This is a genomic window from Sunxiuqinia dokdonensis (assembly GCF_001270965.1).
GTDB classification, from domain to species: domain Bacteria; phylum Bacteroidota; class Bacteroidia; order Bacteroidales; family Prolixibacteraceae; genus Sunxiuqinia; species Sunxiuqinia dokdonensis.
Genome location: NZ_LGIA01000159.1, coordinates 1 through 15,669, shown reverse-complemented (window position 1 = coordinate 15,669; position 15,669 = coordinate 1). Strand labels below are relative to the sequence as shown.

Here is a 15,669-nt window from a genome sequence, read left to right as displayed (position 1 = left end):
TAAGCGGAAGGCTGTCTTGAAGGGAAATTCGCTTAATTTCTTCGCTTTAGGAGTTCCTATTGGTGCCTTGGGAATTTAATATCGCTTACCCTTTCTTTTTTTCGCTCTTATTTTCCTCTTTCTATCGTTCGGCAATTTTTGCCCGGAAACCTGCTCTTGTATCTGCCGGATTAATTCTTTCAAAACCAAAGACTTTAAAACCCTGGCTGGTATCGCCATCTTTTCAGAATGCTCCATTCTGGTTGCGCGTTCCTGTTTCTCAGATAAATAAAACCTTGGCCTCTCCTCAAAATCACTCATTCTCACCGGATGTCGGACCGGGTTCCCGTTCTCATCCGTCACAAAAACCAGATGACCCCTCCCAGCTTTTCTGATCTCTACCTGAAACAGCTCCAATGCCTGGTCATACAGTTCTTTGGAAGTGATAAACTCCATCCGGTTGAGCTGGCCAAATAAGCTTTCCAGGTTTTGTTTCAGGTTTTTGCTGGAGCCGGAAAACCGATAATTTAATTTTTCCTGAGGATCATCTTTGGTTAGCTGGTATTTCTGCTCCAGGTCTTTGATGAACCGCTGCGTCTTTTCCTTCTCATAGCTGTCTTTGATTTTCTTGCCGGTATCACAATCGATACGAGTGGAAACGATATGAAAATGCACCCGCTCCAAGTCAGCGTGTTTATAGACAAAGTAAGGCTGATTTCCATATTCCAGGTGGGTCATCAGGTTATCAATCTCAGTCCGAATACCGGCATCACCCAGCCGCACCAAATCGCCAACCGTCGGGTTTACGGATAGATGTAATCCGGGCTTTCGAACCCGGGTATTTCGCTCCTCAATCTCCTGAAAAATCCGGTACCGGTCGTTTTTATCTCCCATGAACGGATTGACAACCGGCATGTTTTGACTGTGGTAAAACGAGGCCTTATGTCGCTCAACCTTCCGCTCGTTGTAAAACAAAGCATTTTTTGTGCTGCAAGCCTGGTGGATTTTAATAACCATGGTTTCCCGGTTTATTGGTTGAGACAATAATTTATCGCAGATATTTTTGAAGCAAAATCAAACACTGTCGCATCATAGCAAAAGCCTGTTTCAAAAGCTGTCGGTCACTGTCACTGATTCGGTAACCGGCAAACGAATTCATACGCTTGGAGAGTTGGTTCAAGTTGACCCCGATCTTGTTGAGCTCATAGTCCAGGCTTTTAAGCTTGTTGCTTGCCTTGTCATCAAGTACAATCGTTTTCCTCCTGGATTCGTCAAATATTTTGAACCTTAGAAAATCACTCGCACACCCATATTTTCCCCGTTTGACCAATGAATCCAACCTGATCTTTTCTTCTTTGGTCATCAGAAAACGAACGACAATCGTACGTTTCTCTTTATCGGCTAATCTGGGGCGCATCGATTATGAACTTGTAACTTTTTGCTTTTTGAGAGGGGAATGCATGATGCCTTTGGGGAATGTCCTCCCGACGGAGTCGGGATCAAGATGAAAGGTTTTTATGGCCATAAAAACACATCTTGCATTCCCCTATTTAAACCAGCTATTCCTCATTGATTTTTTCTTATTCACTTTGGTCAAACGGGGTAAAAAGAAAGGGAAACCTGCTCTTCCGAATTTCCCCTTCTAATTGGAAACGAGACCTAAAAAACTAACTCACTCTTTTCCGGGACCCGGCTTTCTTTTCAGATTTTGCTTCCTGCTTTTGCTCCTCTGATTTCGCCATCTTCTCCTGTTTAAAATTGGAAAAACTGATGTTCCTGCCCGCGGCATCTACCTGGAGTGTGGCTCCAAACTTTTTGTCGTTTTTCCCCATCATCCCGTCCACGGTCACTTTCTGACCCGCTGCCAGCTTATCTTTTTGCTCGCTGGTCAGGTTTACACCTTTGATCTTGTCCGGGATCTGGATATACCTTGCTTTCAAGGCAATTAGCTCATTGGTTTTGCCGTCAATTCCCAGGTAGTAGGTGTCCTTTTGCCCGTTCTTGCTGGTCAGCTCCACGGTCTTGCCCAGGTTTTTGTCATTCAGCAGTGCCCCTTTTTCTTCTTTGGTGAACTTGTGTCCCAGGTATTCATCGGGGATATAAAGCCGCTGAATCGGGTGTACTTTCACATCTACTTTTCCATCCTGATCTTGTTGCAAGCGGATCTTGGCCGGGATTTTATAATCCTGGTCATTAATCCGGGCGTTGATTGTGTAGAGCTTTTCTGAGCGGAAGCCGTTCAAAAAATCGGTCAGTTCGCGTTTTTCCATCCGGTCCACAAAACTGCGGTTAATACCGGCTTTTTCCAGTTTGTCTAAGGGGATGTCTTCCACCTTCATGCGTGTGTTTTGTTCCATAATCTTACTTTTTAAATGTTAATCAACTTCGAAAACGTGTTTTTCCCTTCGGTTCTCTTCAACCAGATCGCGAAGGGTTTTATAAATCATTTTAGGATTGGCAATGGCTTCCATCTTAAAAACCGGTGTGGTTTTGTCGGAGGTGTAAATCGTCAGGTTGCCCAGACCAAATAATCGGTATATCAAGGGCCGGTCAATTTTGTAGTCTTTTAGCCGGTACAGCTCAATAAACTCGTGCTTTCTTCGGAGTATCCCGGAATAATACCTGAGTTCTTCGGAACTGATTTCATAGCGGATACAGTAAGTCTTCAGCATATGATATCCCAGGAAAACAGCGAACAATACCGCCAGATAAACCGGAAGGTTCAGGATATAAGGTTCAAACTGATCCGGGACAAAATCGGATGGCAGGTAACGTTTGATCAGCTTATTCAGCAGGAAAAGTCCCGGGATAAGCAGAACTCCATGCAGGAAAACCGGCAGGTTAACCAGTTGGGACGGCTTTAATTTGATTGTTCTCTCGTTGCTGTTTTTCATGGTGTTGCTCGTTATTTATTTTGTGTTTGAGACTGCTTTGCTTGATTCGCTTGACGGGCTTGGTTCGCTTGTGCGATCTCCGCTTTGGAAGCCGTCAGCGCCTCATTTTCCTTGTGGTCTGTGCCCGTTTGACTGGCAATGCTGCGGATATCGTTTCGAATCCGGATGCGGTTCCGTTCCAGCACCTCCGGGATTTGATCAAAGCGGTAAAAGTCCGGGATTGGCGTATAACGGGCCTCTTCCCGCTGCCAGGCTTTCACATCCACTTTGATGAGAGCGTTAAAATTCTTCTGCCCGACGGTCTCCCCAAAGTTGTCGGCCACCTGACCGACCAGGTAGCCCTGCGGCAGGGTAGCGATCTTGCCTTCAGGTACCAGGTAATCCATTTGGGTGGAGAAAGTCGATGACTGCGTATTACGGTTGATATTGACCGACTGCCGTTCCTGCAGGATCTTGCCCATCCGGTTTTGGATAAATTTGGCCGTTTCCCCGGCTGCCTGACCGGAGAACACATTACCGATGTTGCTGGTAATCGCATTGGCCTGCTCCTTGCCGTAATCGCGGATCAACTGGTCGATGGTCTGAACACCCAGCAAAGTCGAGATTCGGTTGCTTCGCGCGGTGGCAATCAGCGTGTCCAGCCCGCGGAAGTAAATGGTTGGCAACTCATCAAAGATCAGGGAGGCGGGCACCTGATGCTTTCGGTTGATCACTTTCAGCATCCGGGTGATAAAAAGCGACAGCACCGCCCCGTACATTTCCACCCTTAGCGGGTTGTTGGCCAGGCACAGAATTTTGGGAGCCTGCGGATGGTTGATATCCAGGGAGAAATCATTGCCGCTACAAATCCAATAAATCTCCGGGCTGATGATTTTGGCGATGGCAATTTTCAGGCTGCCGAGCTGCCCTTCCAGCTGCTCATGCGCACCCCGCTGGTGGGCATTGATAAAGGGGTTGATAATGCCAGCCACATCCTGCTCGGTGCCCAGCACTTCAAACAGATCGTCGTAATCCAGCTGTAGCAGTTCAATGGCATGAGGGAGCGTGCAGTATTTTCCGCCTTTGTAGCGTTTCAAAAACCAGATCACCGCGGCAAAAAAGGACACAGCTGATTCTGAGAAGAACTCGCCCTGTTTGCGGATCCATTCCCGGTTCAGGTTGTAAAGCACCGTCCGCGAAGACTCAAAGGCATCAATCGGGCTTTCCATCAATTCCGGTGCCAGCGGGTTACAGCGAAAGGATTTTTGGATATCCTCAAAATTGATTACGTAAAATTCTGCTGATTTCGGCAGACGGCCGCTTTTCTTTGCTTTCAGGAAGTGGTTGTAGGCCACCAACGAAAGATCGGGGTACTTAAAATCATAGACACACATGGAAAAACCCTTGGCCAAATGCTGACGAATAAAGGGCAGTACTACCGAAAACGACTTTCCGGAGCCAGGCGTTCCGATGACCATCGTCGCCCGAAAAGGATTCACAATGTTGATCCAGCCCTGGTGTTCTTTGCCTTGGTACAGGTAGGAGGAGCGCAGGTTGACCGAATACTCATTCTCGCGCAAAGCTTCTTCCTGCGGAAAACTTTCGTTCTCGATGTTAAAGCGGTCTTTCATCAGGTTGACGTTGATCAGCTTGGAGATGTTGTCAAAGCCGATGTTCAACAGCACAAAGCCGACAAAGCTTAGAAGCAGGTAAGCTAGAGGGTACGAGGTAAAAACCAACAGACTTCCCCAATACAGCACGAGCCCTGCTACCACCTGCCGGACAATTACCGGTACGGCCAGCTCGCGGTCCTTGTGCGCTTTGGTTCCCATGCAGGTGATGGCCAAAAACACCAGGCAGACCAGTTTGGACAGGTACACATCCGACAGGAATTGCAGGCGTTGGAGCTTCTCCAGCAAGGGGGTAAATTCCGGGATGACGATCCCGAGCCTTGCAAAATACCCGATGCCGGTGATGTATAAGGATAAAATCAACAACAGGTAACTGAAAAAGCGAAAGCCTTCGTGCAGTTTCACCAGTTCGTGTGGTTCATGATTCATGTTAGAGCCCCCCTTAATCCCCCCGTTGGGGGGAAACTTCGTTAGATATTTGGTAAATATTTATCTGATTGGCAATCCAAATTAAAGCTTGCGGGCTTTTAGGATGTCTTGGTTTTTGAGCTCAAACTTCAGTTTTCGTCCGGTGTTGCCCAGGGCTTTTTCATTGAGTTCAATTCGGAGGATGCGCTGCCCGGGAATGGTCATTTTTTCAAAGACAAACACTTCCCGGACCGTGGTGTAGCCCGGGACGCGGCTGATCTTGTTTCGCCTGTAATCAGGAAGCACCCGATATTCCTGCACATTGGTGGCTTTTGTCTGCCGTTTGTCAGTGATCCAAAAATGAACACTTTCCACATCGTAGGCCATCTGGGTCTGGTTTCGGATTTCCAGCTCAAAAAACAGGGCATCACCATGCAGGTGAACCGAGTTTAAGCGGATCCGAATCCCGTCTTTTTTGGCTTTTCGATTCCGGTAGTTCTTCCGGTGCTTATCCAGAACTTGATCGCACAGGTCCCGGAGTACACCATCCGGTAAGAGCTTGCCGCTAAAAGTCCGTGCATTCTCGGAGTCAAAGGATTCGAGCAGGTAAGTGATGGGTGCATCGTTTCCGTAGCCCAGCTCAAAGGAGTAAATCCGGCCGGCACAAACCACCGTCAGCGAAACTGGCGTGTCAAAGGGCCGGTTAGCTTTAATGCGCACCAGGTTGGACAGTTCCGGGACGACTTCGGCCTGTACCAGCGAATAATCACCAGCCTGCACATAGTCTACTTTTTCGGGACAAACCAGGTGGCTGGTTTTGGTATCGGAGATTTTTAAGGAATTGGACGTGCTTTGGGCGCTCACCGCCACTTGCAGTTGGGTACAAAGGATGACAATAACAAATGCTTTCATATTCGTATTTATTTGGATTGATTGATTAAATAAACCATGGTATTTTTCTTGATGGTGACCTTTTTAAGCCTCACCATGCGTAGCAGGGATTGGGCCGTCCGGTCGGCAGCCTGAACACCGGCGTAGGTCAGCGGATTGCCCGTCACCCCAAACATGGAGGAGGTGTTGGTTGAGCTGCCCACTTCCTTGGCTACTTTCCGCGCGGCATTGTCCGGGACATACAGGCCGGCCAGCCCGTCCAGGTCATAAATGCTGAGCTCAACCGGGATAAACGAATCACCGACAGGCAATTGCCGGACACTGATCCGCAGCCGTTCATTGGCGATTTCACAAATCCCATAGATAAAAGTACCGGCCGGTATCGTGGTTCCCCTGACTGAAGCTTCTTCCAGCAGCCGCAGCTTCACGCGGTTGCCGGTTAGTACGGTGGTCGTTTCATACACCTCGGCTTTCAGCAGGGAAGAGGATGGCTCAGCAGGCCGGAAAGCGGATGGCTGCCCTTTTTCAAGGGTAAATGAGCGGGAGCGCGCTGTTTCCAGTTTCTGGCGGAAAGCCCTGGCTTCCTCCATCTGTATTTTCAGGGAGTCATTCTGCCGGGCCAATTGCTGGTTCTGACGAAAAACACGGTCCAACTCTTCGATTCCGCTTACCGGAAATGACGGATCTTCGGACTCAGTCTTACCTGTGGCAATCTCCTTTGCAGCCGGTTTTGAATGGTGTTTCACCTCCCTTGCTTTTGCCGTCTGTCTTGATTTTTCCGTTTGGCCGGTTTCTAGCTCACTGCGGATTTGTTGTTCCCGCTGTTGGATATGCTTCAATAAATTTTCGGGATCACCGGAACTTGTTCCCGGTTCTGCATCGTTGGCTGACTCATTGCCATCCAAACTGCCGTGGGTTTCTTCATTCCCGGTAGGATCCGACAAGCCGTTTCCGCTTTCACCCGATCCGTTCGTGTCTCCCAGGATGTTGTAGTCCCGGCTTAGGGTGATTTCTCCAGCCTGCTGGCTGAGTTCTGTTTTATCCAGGATCTCCAGGCTGTGGTCTGCATCAGGAAGGTCATAATTGGCCCCTTTAACGGTGTCCTGTCGCGCTTGTCTCTGGTCTTTTCCTTTGGGACTTTCTCCTCCGCCAAGGATATAAAAGATCAGCACAATGAAGGGGATCAGCACCAATGGCAGGAAAAGCAAGGGCTTATTTTGTTTCAGGTATGTCTTCATGGATATGTTGTTTTAAAAGGTTTTCAAAAGAATCCACCGGCATCTCAAAGCCGGGGAAGGTAGCTTGCTCCGCTTGTCCGGCTTCTTTAGAATCAGCCGGAAAGAACTTCTCCCCGGAGCTAATCTTTTCATGCGAAAAGTCCGGGAAGGGAAGCAGGAAAGAGGCCAGGATAAGCAGGAACAGGATAGACAGAACAAGGATCCATTTGCCCTTTCGTCTTTTGGGATCAAGGCTCCGGTCCCGGCTATCCAGCTGGCTGACCATCCGGGTAAAGCGGCTCACATCCTGGAAGCGCGGAGTTTCCGGTTTTTGTGTTTTGTTTGACGGATTGAATGAATTCATCTTTTTCAGGGATTTAAGGATTAAAAGGATTTGCGTTTTTGGGTATCCAGGTCCCGGTTATCGGTGATCAGCCAGTTCTCGATCAAAAAGCCGTGCGGGTTATTGTCTGTGCGCGAGCTGTTGCGAAGCTGGCCGGTAGTTTCCAGCCTGCGCAGGGTAATGGTGGATTGGCGGACAATTCGCTGTTTTCCGAAGTAATGAAACTGATACGGATAAGCGGAAAAGTCGATTTGCACCGAATCGGTCAGCAGGGTCATGCTGATGTTTGAGGCGATGACCTGGTTATAGACATTGTTTTCCTTGTAGGACCGGTGTTGTTTCATGGCCGAACCATCGGCCAGGTGAAGGGCTTCGCGGGTATTGTTTTCGATGTACTGCTTGTCGGGTTCCATGGTGAAAAACAGCTCATGGAAGCGTTTCACATGATCCCGGGCCTCGGCCGGACGGTTCTCGGAAATATCCTCCCGAAGGGCCAGCAGCAGGGACTTGCCGTTATCCAGCACGTAGATCTTCTCGCGAGAACGTTCCACCAGCTTCAGCGAGCTGACAAAAACAAATGAGCTAAAACCGATTACCAGCAGGCTGATCGCCAGCAGGACATAAACGGTAAACCGAAACTTGCGTTGGATATCAAAGATTTTCTTCATTGCATATTGATATTTCTTGGATATTGATTATTGAATATTTTTACATTGGATATTTGTTTTCCTACTTCATAGCCCCTTTGGTAACGGCCATCACCGCTGCAGTGCGAATCAGCCGTCCACCACCGGTGTTGGTCCCGGAAGCGCTGATGATCCACGAGGCGATTTTGGGTACCATCATCAGCCCGATAATCCCACACAGCGGCACCACCAGGTTGGAGACGTAGTAAAGGGATGGCATATAGATCAGGGAGCTTTTGATTTGGGTGATTTCAGCTTCCAGCACAAAGATCAGCACCTCCTGCACCAGCGACAGGATGATCAGGGCGATGGGCAGGTACAGGTTCACATTGATAAAGCGGGCAATCCAGCCCAGATAATTCTCCTGAAACCCGTCAAAGATGGAGATGGCAAAGACCAGCGGGCCAAAGACCACCAGCAGCACACAAAAGACGGTTCGGAGAAAAGCCACCAGGTAGATCAGGGCTTCAAACAGGGCTTCCAGCAGCTGACGAATCCCGTCCATCAGGTAAAAATTGATCTGGTGCCGGAGCGCCCTTCCGGAAATGATATTGTAGGTCGTCAGTAGCATGTTGATACCTTTGTCCCAAAGCATGGCTTCCTTCTCCTCGTTCTCCTGGAAGGCCGGCAGGTCGGCATACAGGATCGCGTCCTGCTTTTCCTCCAGCCGCTCGGCCACGATGTGTTTTTTATCGGCATAGATCGCTTCCGATAGTTTGGTCAAGCCTTTGGTGGGCACCATCAGCAATTGGACAAACGGCCCCCAAAAGCTGATCACCAGCACCAGGGCAAAAGGCCTGAGCAGCGGCAAAATGGAAATGGGGTTGTCGGCAATCAGCTGCTCGTAAATCCGCTTGGAGATGTAAAGGAAGGCCGCAATCCCCCCGATGGCCCGGGCCATATTCACAAGCAGGCGCGCATTGTCCAGCCCGCCCCGGATCAGCACATCGGTAAAGGAAAAGAAGTCGTTGGTGGTAATTACCTGTAAGATCATTGTTTCAATTTTTAGCTGTTTTTTATTGGGCAAATTCTAATGGGTCAGAAAGGAATAGGATTGACTGACGTTGTTGGCATGGAACTGGTAATGGTGTACCTTCCGGTAGGTATAGTCCGCATCGCCGGTTTGACGGCTGAGTTCGCCGCGGATTTCCGAAAAGGCTTCCAGCTTTTGACCGTGATCGGTTTGCAGCAGGTTGACCGAGATAAAGCGGGACAACAGTCCGTCTGCCTCCTTTTCCAGGATCTGCTTCACCCGCTGGCGGTTCTCCAGCTTGTCCAGCCGGTTAATGCTTTCATACAGGCGGATAAAACCGCCGGCGATGTCATAAACATCGGGCAACTCATCCGAGCGGGAATCAAAGAGAAGTTTTTCAATCTCCTTTTGTTCCTGCGTATAAACTTTGATCTGGGCTGTTTCATCATGCCGGTCTTTCATCTGGCTTTTCTCTATCAGCCTGGAAACAATTTTCATCAGGTTGATCCGCAAAAGATCGGCGTATCCCTCAGCATCCGAAACCGGCAAAGCCCCGACTTCGACATAATAATGGGTGGGCCAGGTACGGACAAAAACATGCGGCACCGGGAACAACCAGCCTTTAAACGCGACAAAACTAAGTGGATAACTGCCGTTCATCTCCGGATAATACCCGTGCCATGGCTTGACATTCAGAAGCTGGGCATTGACCTTTGGTGGAAATACGGCAGTGGCAAGCATGACGCTCATGGTCATTCCAAGTAAGGGAAAAATAAGTTTCATAATGATCTGTTTTTAATGGTGATTTAAAATGCAAAAAATCCTATCCGGCAGGGGCCGGAGTAAACACTCCCAACTCGTAACTCTTACTGATACAGGCTGTAATACAAGGCAAAACTTTTCAGCTGGCCCGACTCAAAGCTTTTCTGATAGGAGGCGTACAAAAGCTTGTTGTACAGGTAGCAGATCGTTCCGTAGTGTTTGCGGACATCCTCATAAATGCCGTTGATCGTGTCATAGCGCTGTTTGTCGTCCATCAAAAACAGGTTGTCCTTCACGATGGCATTTAAAACCGTGGTGGTCAGCTGGCGGCTGTCATCCAAGATCAGGTCAAAGGATTGCACGATGGCCTCCGCCTGCCTCGGAGTGAAGTTTCCGTCCTTCACCAGCAGGGGAAGCTTTTCGGTATACACCTGGATGATCTTGTCCAGCATGTCCTTGGTTTCCTTTACCCGCTTGTAGTCCTTGATCAGTGAGGAGACTTTTTGCAGGCTTTCCAGCATCTGCTGGTCAATGCCCAGCAGTTCACCGGTCAGTCCTTTGATGTCTCCGTTCAGCACTTTGATCAGGATGTTGTACCAGTTGATTTCCGAGAGGATTCCCTTTTCCTGTTCCCATAGAGCCTCGCGCTGAATCCCGGCACCCACATCCGTTACCGGAGCCTGGGCGCGGGTGCTAAGAGGGAGGCAGGAGATCAGCATCATCGCTGCGAGTGCTAAAAGCATAAATTTTGTGTTGCTGTTGAAGTTCATGTCAAATGGATTTTAAGGTTTCTAAAAAGGATGTACAGGAGCCACCGGAAAGCGTTTTCAGGATCATTTCCTTTTCGCTTTGCTCGGAGGTGTAGCAGTAGTATTCCGGGCGGCCTACTTCCAGGGCATAAACCTGCGAGTAGCTGCCCAGCCCGATAAAGACTTCCTTGAGCTTGCGCCCCGCAGGCAGGTTCCGGTTAATGGACAAGATTTGCTCTTTCTGAAACTCCGACAGGCCCAGCGTTTCACTGATGCTGTCGAACTTGTTTCTAAATTTGCTCATGTCAAGCAGGATGCGCGTATCGGCATTGTTGATTACTGCATCGCGGATCACCGGGGAGGAAATCACATCATCCACTTCCTGTGTGACCACCATCGCCTCCCCGAAAAACTTCCGGATGGTTTTAAAGAAATATTTGATGTACAAAGCCATTTGCGGCGTGGCAATGGCCTTCCAGGCTTCCTCTATGCAAATGACCTTGCGTACGCCTTTCAGCCGCCTCATCTTTTGCATGAAAATATCGATGATAATCAGGGTGGCCACCGGGAAGATCACCGCATGGTCCTTGATGACATCGAGCTCGAAAACCAGGAATGGACAGCGGAAAAACTCATCGGTATTCATCTGCCGGTTCAGCAGGTAGTCGTATTCACCGCCCCGGTAGTATTTCGAGAGGATAAAGAAAAACTCGTTGGCATTGAATTGGATGGATTGCTCTTCCACCAGCTGCGGGATATAATCCCGGCAAAACGCATAGTAGCCGTTAAAGGAGCGTTCAACTATTTCTTCTGATTCAAAGAAGGCTGTGACCGAATGGGCAATCACATCTTTCTCCATTTCCGACAGGTTTTCCTTATAGATTGTGTAGATCACCGACAGGATGGTCTGTTTGCGCTCAAGATCCGGTTCGCCTTCCACCAGGAACGGGTTAAACGAGATCGGGGTTTCCGGGGTGAATTCCACCATCATGGCCCCGCCTTGAGCTTTGAGCCGTTCATCCAGGTAGCGGGTCAACAGCTCGTAGCTTCTTCCCACATCCAGCAAAACAATGTGGCAGTTTTCACTTTCGGCATATTGGCGCAGCAGGTGGTTGGTAAAAAACGACTTCCCGGAGCCTGATCCGCCAATGATGATCTTGTTACGGTTATGGATCAGGTGGCGCTGCATGGGCTCATCCGAGATATCGATTTGCACCGGGCAGCCTTCCAGCCGGTCGGACAGACGGATGGTAAAATCTGAAGTGCTGTTTTGGATTTCTCCTTCAAAGCCGGTCAGGCAGCAGGCCTGTGGCACCTGGGTGATGAACAGTTCCGTCTCGGGAAGCTGCGTGGAATACGGCACACAGGCAAAAAACAACATGGGCAAATCGTGGCTGTGCCGGTACGGAAAGCAGTTCATCAGGGAAAAGGCAGAAGCCGCTTCACTTTTATGCTGTTTCAGATCATTCAGCGACGCATCAAACAACATCACGTTAAAATGGGTTTTTACGATCTTTTCACCTGAAGCTTGTGCCTGGTCCAGGAACGATTCGATCAGCCCTGCATTGACCTTATTTTCCGAAGAGAACTTCGAGAGACTATAGATCTTTTTATAGCTGCTTTCCAGGGATGCTTTGATCTCCTGTTGCTCGGGCAGGTAGATAAACTGGTTGGTGATGTGCGAAAACGGCAGGTGAAAGCTCACCGGGTACACCATCGACACCGGCAGCCCGGTTTGCGGATGGTCGGTCCAGGGGCGAAGCTCTCCCGGGATGTGGGAATAATCGCTCAAACTCAGAATTTCCACAAACTGGTCCATCACCTTCAGCCGGTCGCGGAAATCAATGCCACCCAATACCGGGTGGTCATCGGTAAAGTTCAGGCTTAAAAAGCGCTCGATCAGCCCCAGGCTTTTTTCATCTCCGGTGGCTTCTGTACCGGTCAGTGGCTGACAACCAATCCCGTTTTGGGTAAAAACAGCCGTCAGGTTGCTTTTCAGTTCCGTGATCCTGTCAAAGCGCAGGTTTTCCAGCTTGCGCTCGCGGCGCGACAAGATCAGGGCCGACTCCAGGTAGTTTTTCAAAAGGCCCCGGTTCAGCAGGCTGACATACAGAAAACATTCGTGGCTCAGGGACTGGCGGCCTTCAAAGTGTTTCAGGTAGCTGGCATCCAAGCTCGCGGGATGTCCTTTTTCATTGGCGATGTACTGTTTTTTCCCGTCAAATTTCTGAACCAAAAACAAGTCCTGCTTGTGCACCAGACTCCCGGAGGGTAACAGGTTAATCACCCGCTGGAAAGTATCGTGCAGCATGTACAGCTTTTCGCGGCTACAAGACAGTACTTCGGGAAGCTTCAGCCGGAATCCGATGGTCAGGTCCAGGTTGTTGGATAGCTGGATGTCCCCGTTAAATCCCAGTATGGGCAGTGTATTCTCAAGCTTTCTGATTCTCATAGTTGTTCTGTTTTGGGAAATTGTCCCGAGTGATTGATCCGGCGTTTGCAACTGATAAACTGCGGGAGTTTGCGGGCCGTCCGTTTTTTGTCCCAGCCTTCCGGGCCGTATTTCCGTTGGATGGTATTCAGCCGATAGAGGTAGGCAAAGAATGCCGGCACGATCAGGATGATTGCCGGGAAAACCCCCAGGAAGATATACAGCCCGGAGAATCCGAAAAAGGCAGCCAGGATTCCGTAGAGCGCCCGGAAAACCAAAGGGCCCGAAAGCCCTTTGATATACAACCGGGTATCGACTTTTTTGACCGAATAGCTTTCCATCAGGCAAAAAAGGATTTGATGACAACGCCCACCAGGATCAGGAACAAACAGGCGCCAAACCAGCCCATGATGGCTTTCTGGGTGTCCTGGTCGCCACTCTGCCACTTGATATACACACGGACACCGCCAATCAGCCCAACCACGGCGCCAATGGCAATAATCAGGTTGGAGACCGGATCGACGTAAGAGCTGACTTCTGCGGTGGCCTGGTCAATCCCGGCAGATGATTGGGCCAAAGCATCGGAAGCCCAAAAGAGGGCGGCGGCAGCAATCGCGGCCGCTTTGGAGAAGAATCGTTGAATCGTTGTTTTCATGATCGCTAAAATTTAAAAGGGTTACTGTTGATACTGGACTTGTTCAAGAATTGCAGGAAGGTGGGGATCGTTCGGGCTGGCAAAGCGGTCGATTGCATAGCCCTCATCCAGCCCGGTTTCTTCATAAAAAGATACCGGCAGGGGGATAGCCGTTTCATGGGCAAACGGCATTAATTGTGACGGGAAATCCCATGAACAAACGGCAATCGGCTTGAAATCTTCCTTCGCAAAGCTGCTCGCTTGATCCTCTTCAAAAAGGGTATTTCGGCTAAGACCTGTCTGGTGGGCAATTGCCATCAGGATCACCCACAGGTACCATAGTCCAAGAAAAATCAGGATAAAAGTGCCAAACTGTCCCCAGCTGATTTGATCGATTCCAAACATTTTCTGTGTGTTTTATGGGTTACTACTCCGGTGATAATTGAAAGCGGCAGAAGCGCTTTTTCAAATCACCGGGACAAAGTTTGGAAAGTGGGAATTAAATTGTTGTACAGTCCTTGTCAGGTGGGGTGTTTTATATGGTTAAGCAAAGAATGGGGTGCGGTTCCGTTCCAGTACCTCCGGGATAGGATCAAAGCGGTAAAAGACGGGGATGGGCGCGCGTGACGGGAATTCGAAGGTTAAAAGCGAAACAGCCGAGAGAAAAATATAAAACAGAAAATAGATCATGTGTTCATCAGCAAAAATCTTTATCTTGGGGAGGGAAAAAGACCTTTGGTATGTTGGAAATTCGGATAGATCCAAGCAGTTTAATGAGAATTGAGCGGCAAACTCAAAACAGCGAACTCTTTGTTTCCGCTGCGCTTAAACGAAGGGGCGGGCGGGTACACAAATCATAAATGAAACAGTGTCAACGATGAAAATGACAGAAGCAGAATACGAGAATAAACTAACTGAGTACACAAATAGGGATAACTTCTGGACTGAGAGAACAATTAGCCAATTAGGCTATTCAATAAATCTTTTTACGACAGTAGGAATAGCTTTTTTGGCGTATTTGGGTACTAGTAAAGAAACATTCCCTAAGCTCGATATTTCATGCTATTCAGAATTTAGTTGGGCATTAGCGCTTTACATTATTTCAATAATTTTAATAGTTTTATCAGCAGGAAATGGTTTCAAATCTATTTTGTCCAGATTGTTTGATTATAGAATAACACGGCATCTAGCTCTTTCCAGAAAAAGATATCTTGTTCGAAATAAAAAAAATGTAATAGCCGAAGACAGATCAAAGGGGCTTATTGACAGTAAGATAATAGACATATCAGGGCTTAAACACTACCCCATCTTCAAAAATCATCTTTTGGGAAAAATAGACTTTATAATTGAAAGTGATTTTAATAGCGGTTTGGTTATCGAAAAATTTGAAAGACTAAGAAAAGAATCAAAAATATTGGGAGATACTACATGGAGATGCCATAGATGGCAAATTGTATCCTTTTTTCTTGCGATATTTATATATGGCTTAGCGATCTTGAGCTAAGTTTTGATTGAAAATGGATCGGGAGAGATGGAAAAAATAAAAGCAGAATTTATTATATTCGAGGACTAATATGTATGCATCTTGTTCTTGAATATGATAACGTTAAAGACATAAATTAAATTCAAATGGAAGGCATAATCGGTTTAATCTTAGTTATTGTTTTTGGACTTATCTTGTTTGGAGCTTTTCGTTTTCTTTCTGAGAAATATGCTGGAACTAGATACCACGGAAGATTTGATGCATCTGAAGCATTTCAAAGGAGCGACCAAGAAAAGCAAGAACTGGAATTATTTATCCAGGTCGATCCTGATGCTGTACGAAGAGCAATGGAACGCTGTAAGAAGAAGAAATACAGTTTGACACATGGTAATATTTTGGCAGAAATGCGAAAAGAAAGCGACCATTAGCATTGGACAATTTCTATCTTACCTCCACTCTTGATAATATGCAAAGGCCGATAACTACCAGATTGGATTTGAAAAATGCCCCAACATCCCCTGCGAATATCCTTATAAATCAGGAGCAACACGTGCATTTTAATAAAGACAATCTGATTACGAAATAGCCTACATATATGAAATTTGCACT

General features: G+C 48.0%; 18 protein-coding genes. 2 read left to right on the top strand and 16 right to left on the bottom strand.

Translation table 11 applies throughout. The annotated features are described in order from the left end of the window. Nucleotides 1–75: 75 nt before the first annotated feature. The 16 genes from NC99_RS11870 to NC99_RS11795 all read right to left on the bottom strand — a co-directional run bounded on the left by NC99_RS11870 (nt 76) and on the right by NC99_RS11795 (nt 13,982). Entirely contained in the window at nt 76–996 is a 921-nt protein-coding gene (locus NC99_RS11870; protein WP_053183931.1) for a relaxase/mobilization nuclease domain-containing protein, read from the bottom strand. Between the two features lie 31 nt (nt 997–1,027). Then, on the bottom strand, nt 1,028–1,396 hold the full coding sequence (locus NC99_RS11865; protein ID WP_082326456.1) for a plasmid mobilization protein: 369 nt from the start codon (nt 1,394–1,396) through the stop codon (nt 1,028–1,030). 250 nt (nt 1,397–1,646) lie between these two features. Beyond that, nucleotides 1,647–2,336 (bottom strand): DUF3945 domain-containing protein, encoded by a 690-nt coding sequence (locus NC99_RS11860; protein ID WP_053183929.1) that lies wholly within the window; start codon nt 2,334–2,336, stop codon nt 1,647–1,649. An 18-nt stretch (nt 2,337–2,354) separates the two neighbouring features. Further along, nucleotides 2,355–2,873 carry a PH domain-containing protein gene (locus tag NC99_RS11855; protein ID WP_053183928.1) on the bottom strand — a complete coding sequence of 173 codons (519 nt, stop codon included), beginning with the start codon at nt 2,871–2,873 and terminating at the stop codon, nt 2,355–2,357. A gap of 11 nt (nt 2,874–2,884) precedes the next feature. Continuing rightward, nucleotides 2,885–4,912 (bottom strand): YWFCY domain-containing protein, encoded by a 2,028-nt coding sequence (locus NC99_RS11850; protein ID WP_053183926.1) that lies wholly within the window; start codon nt 4,910–4,912, stop codon nt 2,885–2,887. 81 nt (nt 4,913–4,993) lie between these two features. Next, on the bottom strand, nt 4,994–5,803 hold the full coding sequence (locus NC99_RS11845) for a DUF4138 domain-containing protein (protein WP_053183925.1): 810 nt from the start codon (nt 5,801–5,803) through the stop codon (nt 4,994–4,996). An 8-nt stretch (nt 5,804–5,811) separates the two neighbouring features. Further along, nucleotides 5,812–7,020, bottom strand: coding sequence for a conjugative transposon protein TraM (gene traM, locus NC99_RS11840; protein ID WP_053183923.1), 1,209 nt, complete (start codon nt 7,018–7,020; stop codon nt 5,812–5,814). Beyond that, nucleotides 6,995–7,363 (bottom strand): hypothetical protein, encoded by a 369-nt coding sequence (locus tag NC99_RS11835; protein WP_053183921.1) that lies wholly within the window; start codon nt 7,361–7,363, stop codon nt 6,995–6,997. Before NC99_RS11835 ends, traM begins: the two co-directional genes overlap by 26 nt. Before the next feature lie 20 nt (nt 7,364–7,383). Then, nucleotides 7,384–8,010, bottom strand: a complete 627-nt coding sequence (gene traK / locus NC99_RS11830) for a conjugative transposon protein TraK (protein ID WP_053183919.1) — start codon at nt 8,008–8,010, stop codon at nt 7,384–7,386. 61 nt (nt 8,011–8,071) lie between these two features. After that, nucleotides 8,072–9,022, bottom strand: coding sequence for a hypothetical protein (locus NC99_RS11825; protein WP_157624833.1), 951 nt, complete (start codon nt 9,020–9,022; stop codon nt 8,072–8,074). A 36-nt stretch (nt 9,023–9,058) separates the two neighbouring features. After that, on the bottom strand, nt 9,059–9,784 hold the full coding sequence (locus NC99_RS11820; protein ID WP_053183915.1) for a hypothetical protein: 726 nt from the start codon (nt 9,782–9,784) through the stop codon (nt 9,059–9,061). 83 nt (nt 9,785–9,867) lie between these two features. Beyond that, the gene (locus NC99_RS11815) at nt 9,868–10,533 is read right to left on the bottom strand and encodes a hypothetical protein (RefSeq protein WP_053183913.1); all 666 of its coding nucleotides are present in this window, start codon (nt 10,531–10,533) and stop codon (nt 9,868–9,870) included. A gap of 1 nt (nt 10,534) precedes the next feature. After that, nucleotides 10,535–12,964 carry a TraG family conjugative transposon ATPase gene (locus NC99_RS11810; protein ID WP_053183911.1) on the bottom strand — a complete coding sequence of 810 codons (2,430 nt, stop codon included), beginning with the start codon at nt 12,962–12,964 and terminating at the stop codon, nt 10,535–10,537. Then, entirely contained in the window at nt 12,961–13,284 is a 324-nt protein-coding gene (locus NC99_RS11805; RefSeq protein WP_053183909.1) for a DUF4133 domain-containing protein, read from the bottom strand. The genes NC99_RS11810 and NC99_RS11805 overlap by 4 nt, the downstream gene beginning before the upstream one ends. After that, on the bottom strand, nt 13,284–13,598 hold the full coding sequence (locus NC99_RS11800) for a DUF4134 domain-containing protein (RefSeq protein WP_082326455.1): 315 nt from the start codon (nt 13,596–13,598) through the stop codon (nt 13,284–13,286). Before NC99_RS11800 ends, NC99_RS11805 begins: the two co-directional genes overlap by 1 nt. Before the next feature lie 21 nt (nt 13,599–13,619). Beyond that, a complete protein-coding gene (locus NC99_RS11795) occupies nt 13,620–13,982 on the bottom strand; it encodes a hypothetical protein (RefSeq protein WP_053183907.1) in 363 nt (120 codons plus the stop codon). Nucleotides 13,983–14,454: 472 nt separating this feature from the next. Here NC99_RS11795 and NC99_RS11790 point away from each other — a divergent pair, with 472 nt between their 5' ends. Together NC99_RS11790 and NC99_RS11785 are read left to right on the top strand one after the other, a co-directional pair. Continuing rightward, complete coding sequence (locus NC99_RS11790) at nt 14,455–15,081, top strand: hypothetical protein (protein WP_053183905.1); 627 nt, start codon at nt 14,455–14,457, stop codon at nt 15,079–15,081. Between the two features lie 125 nt (nt 15,082–15,206). After that, entirely contained in the window at nt 15,207–15,488 is a 282-nt protein-coding gene (locus NC99_RS11785) for a hypothetical protein (RefSeq protein WP_053183902.1), read from the top strand. Nucleotides 15,489–15,669: the final 181 nt, after the last annotated feature.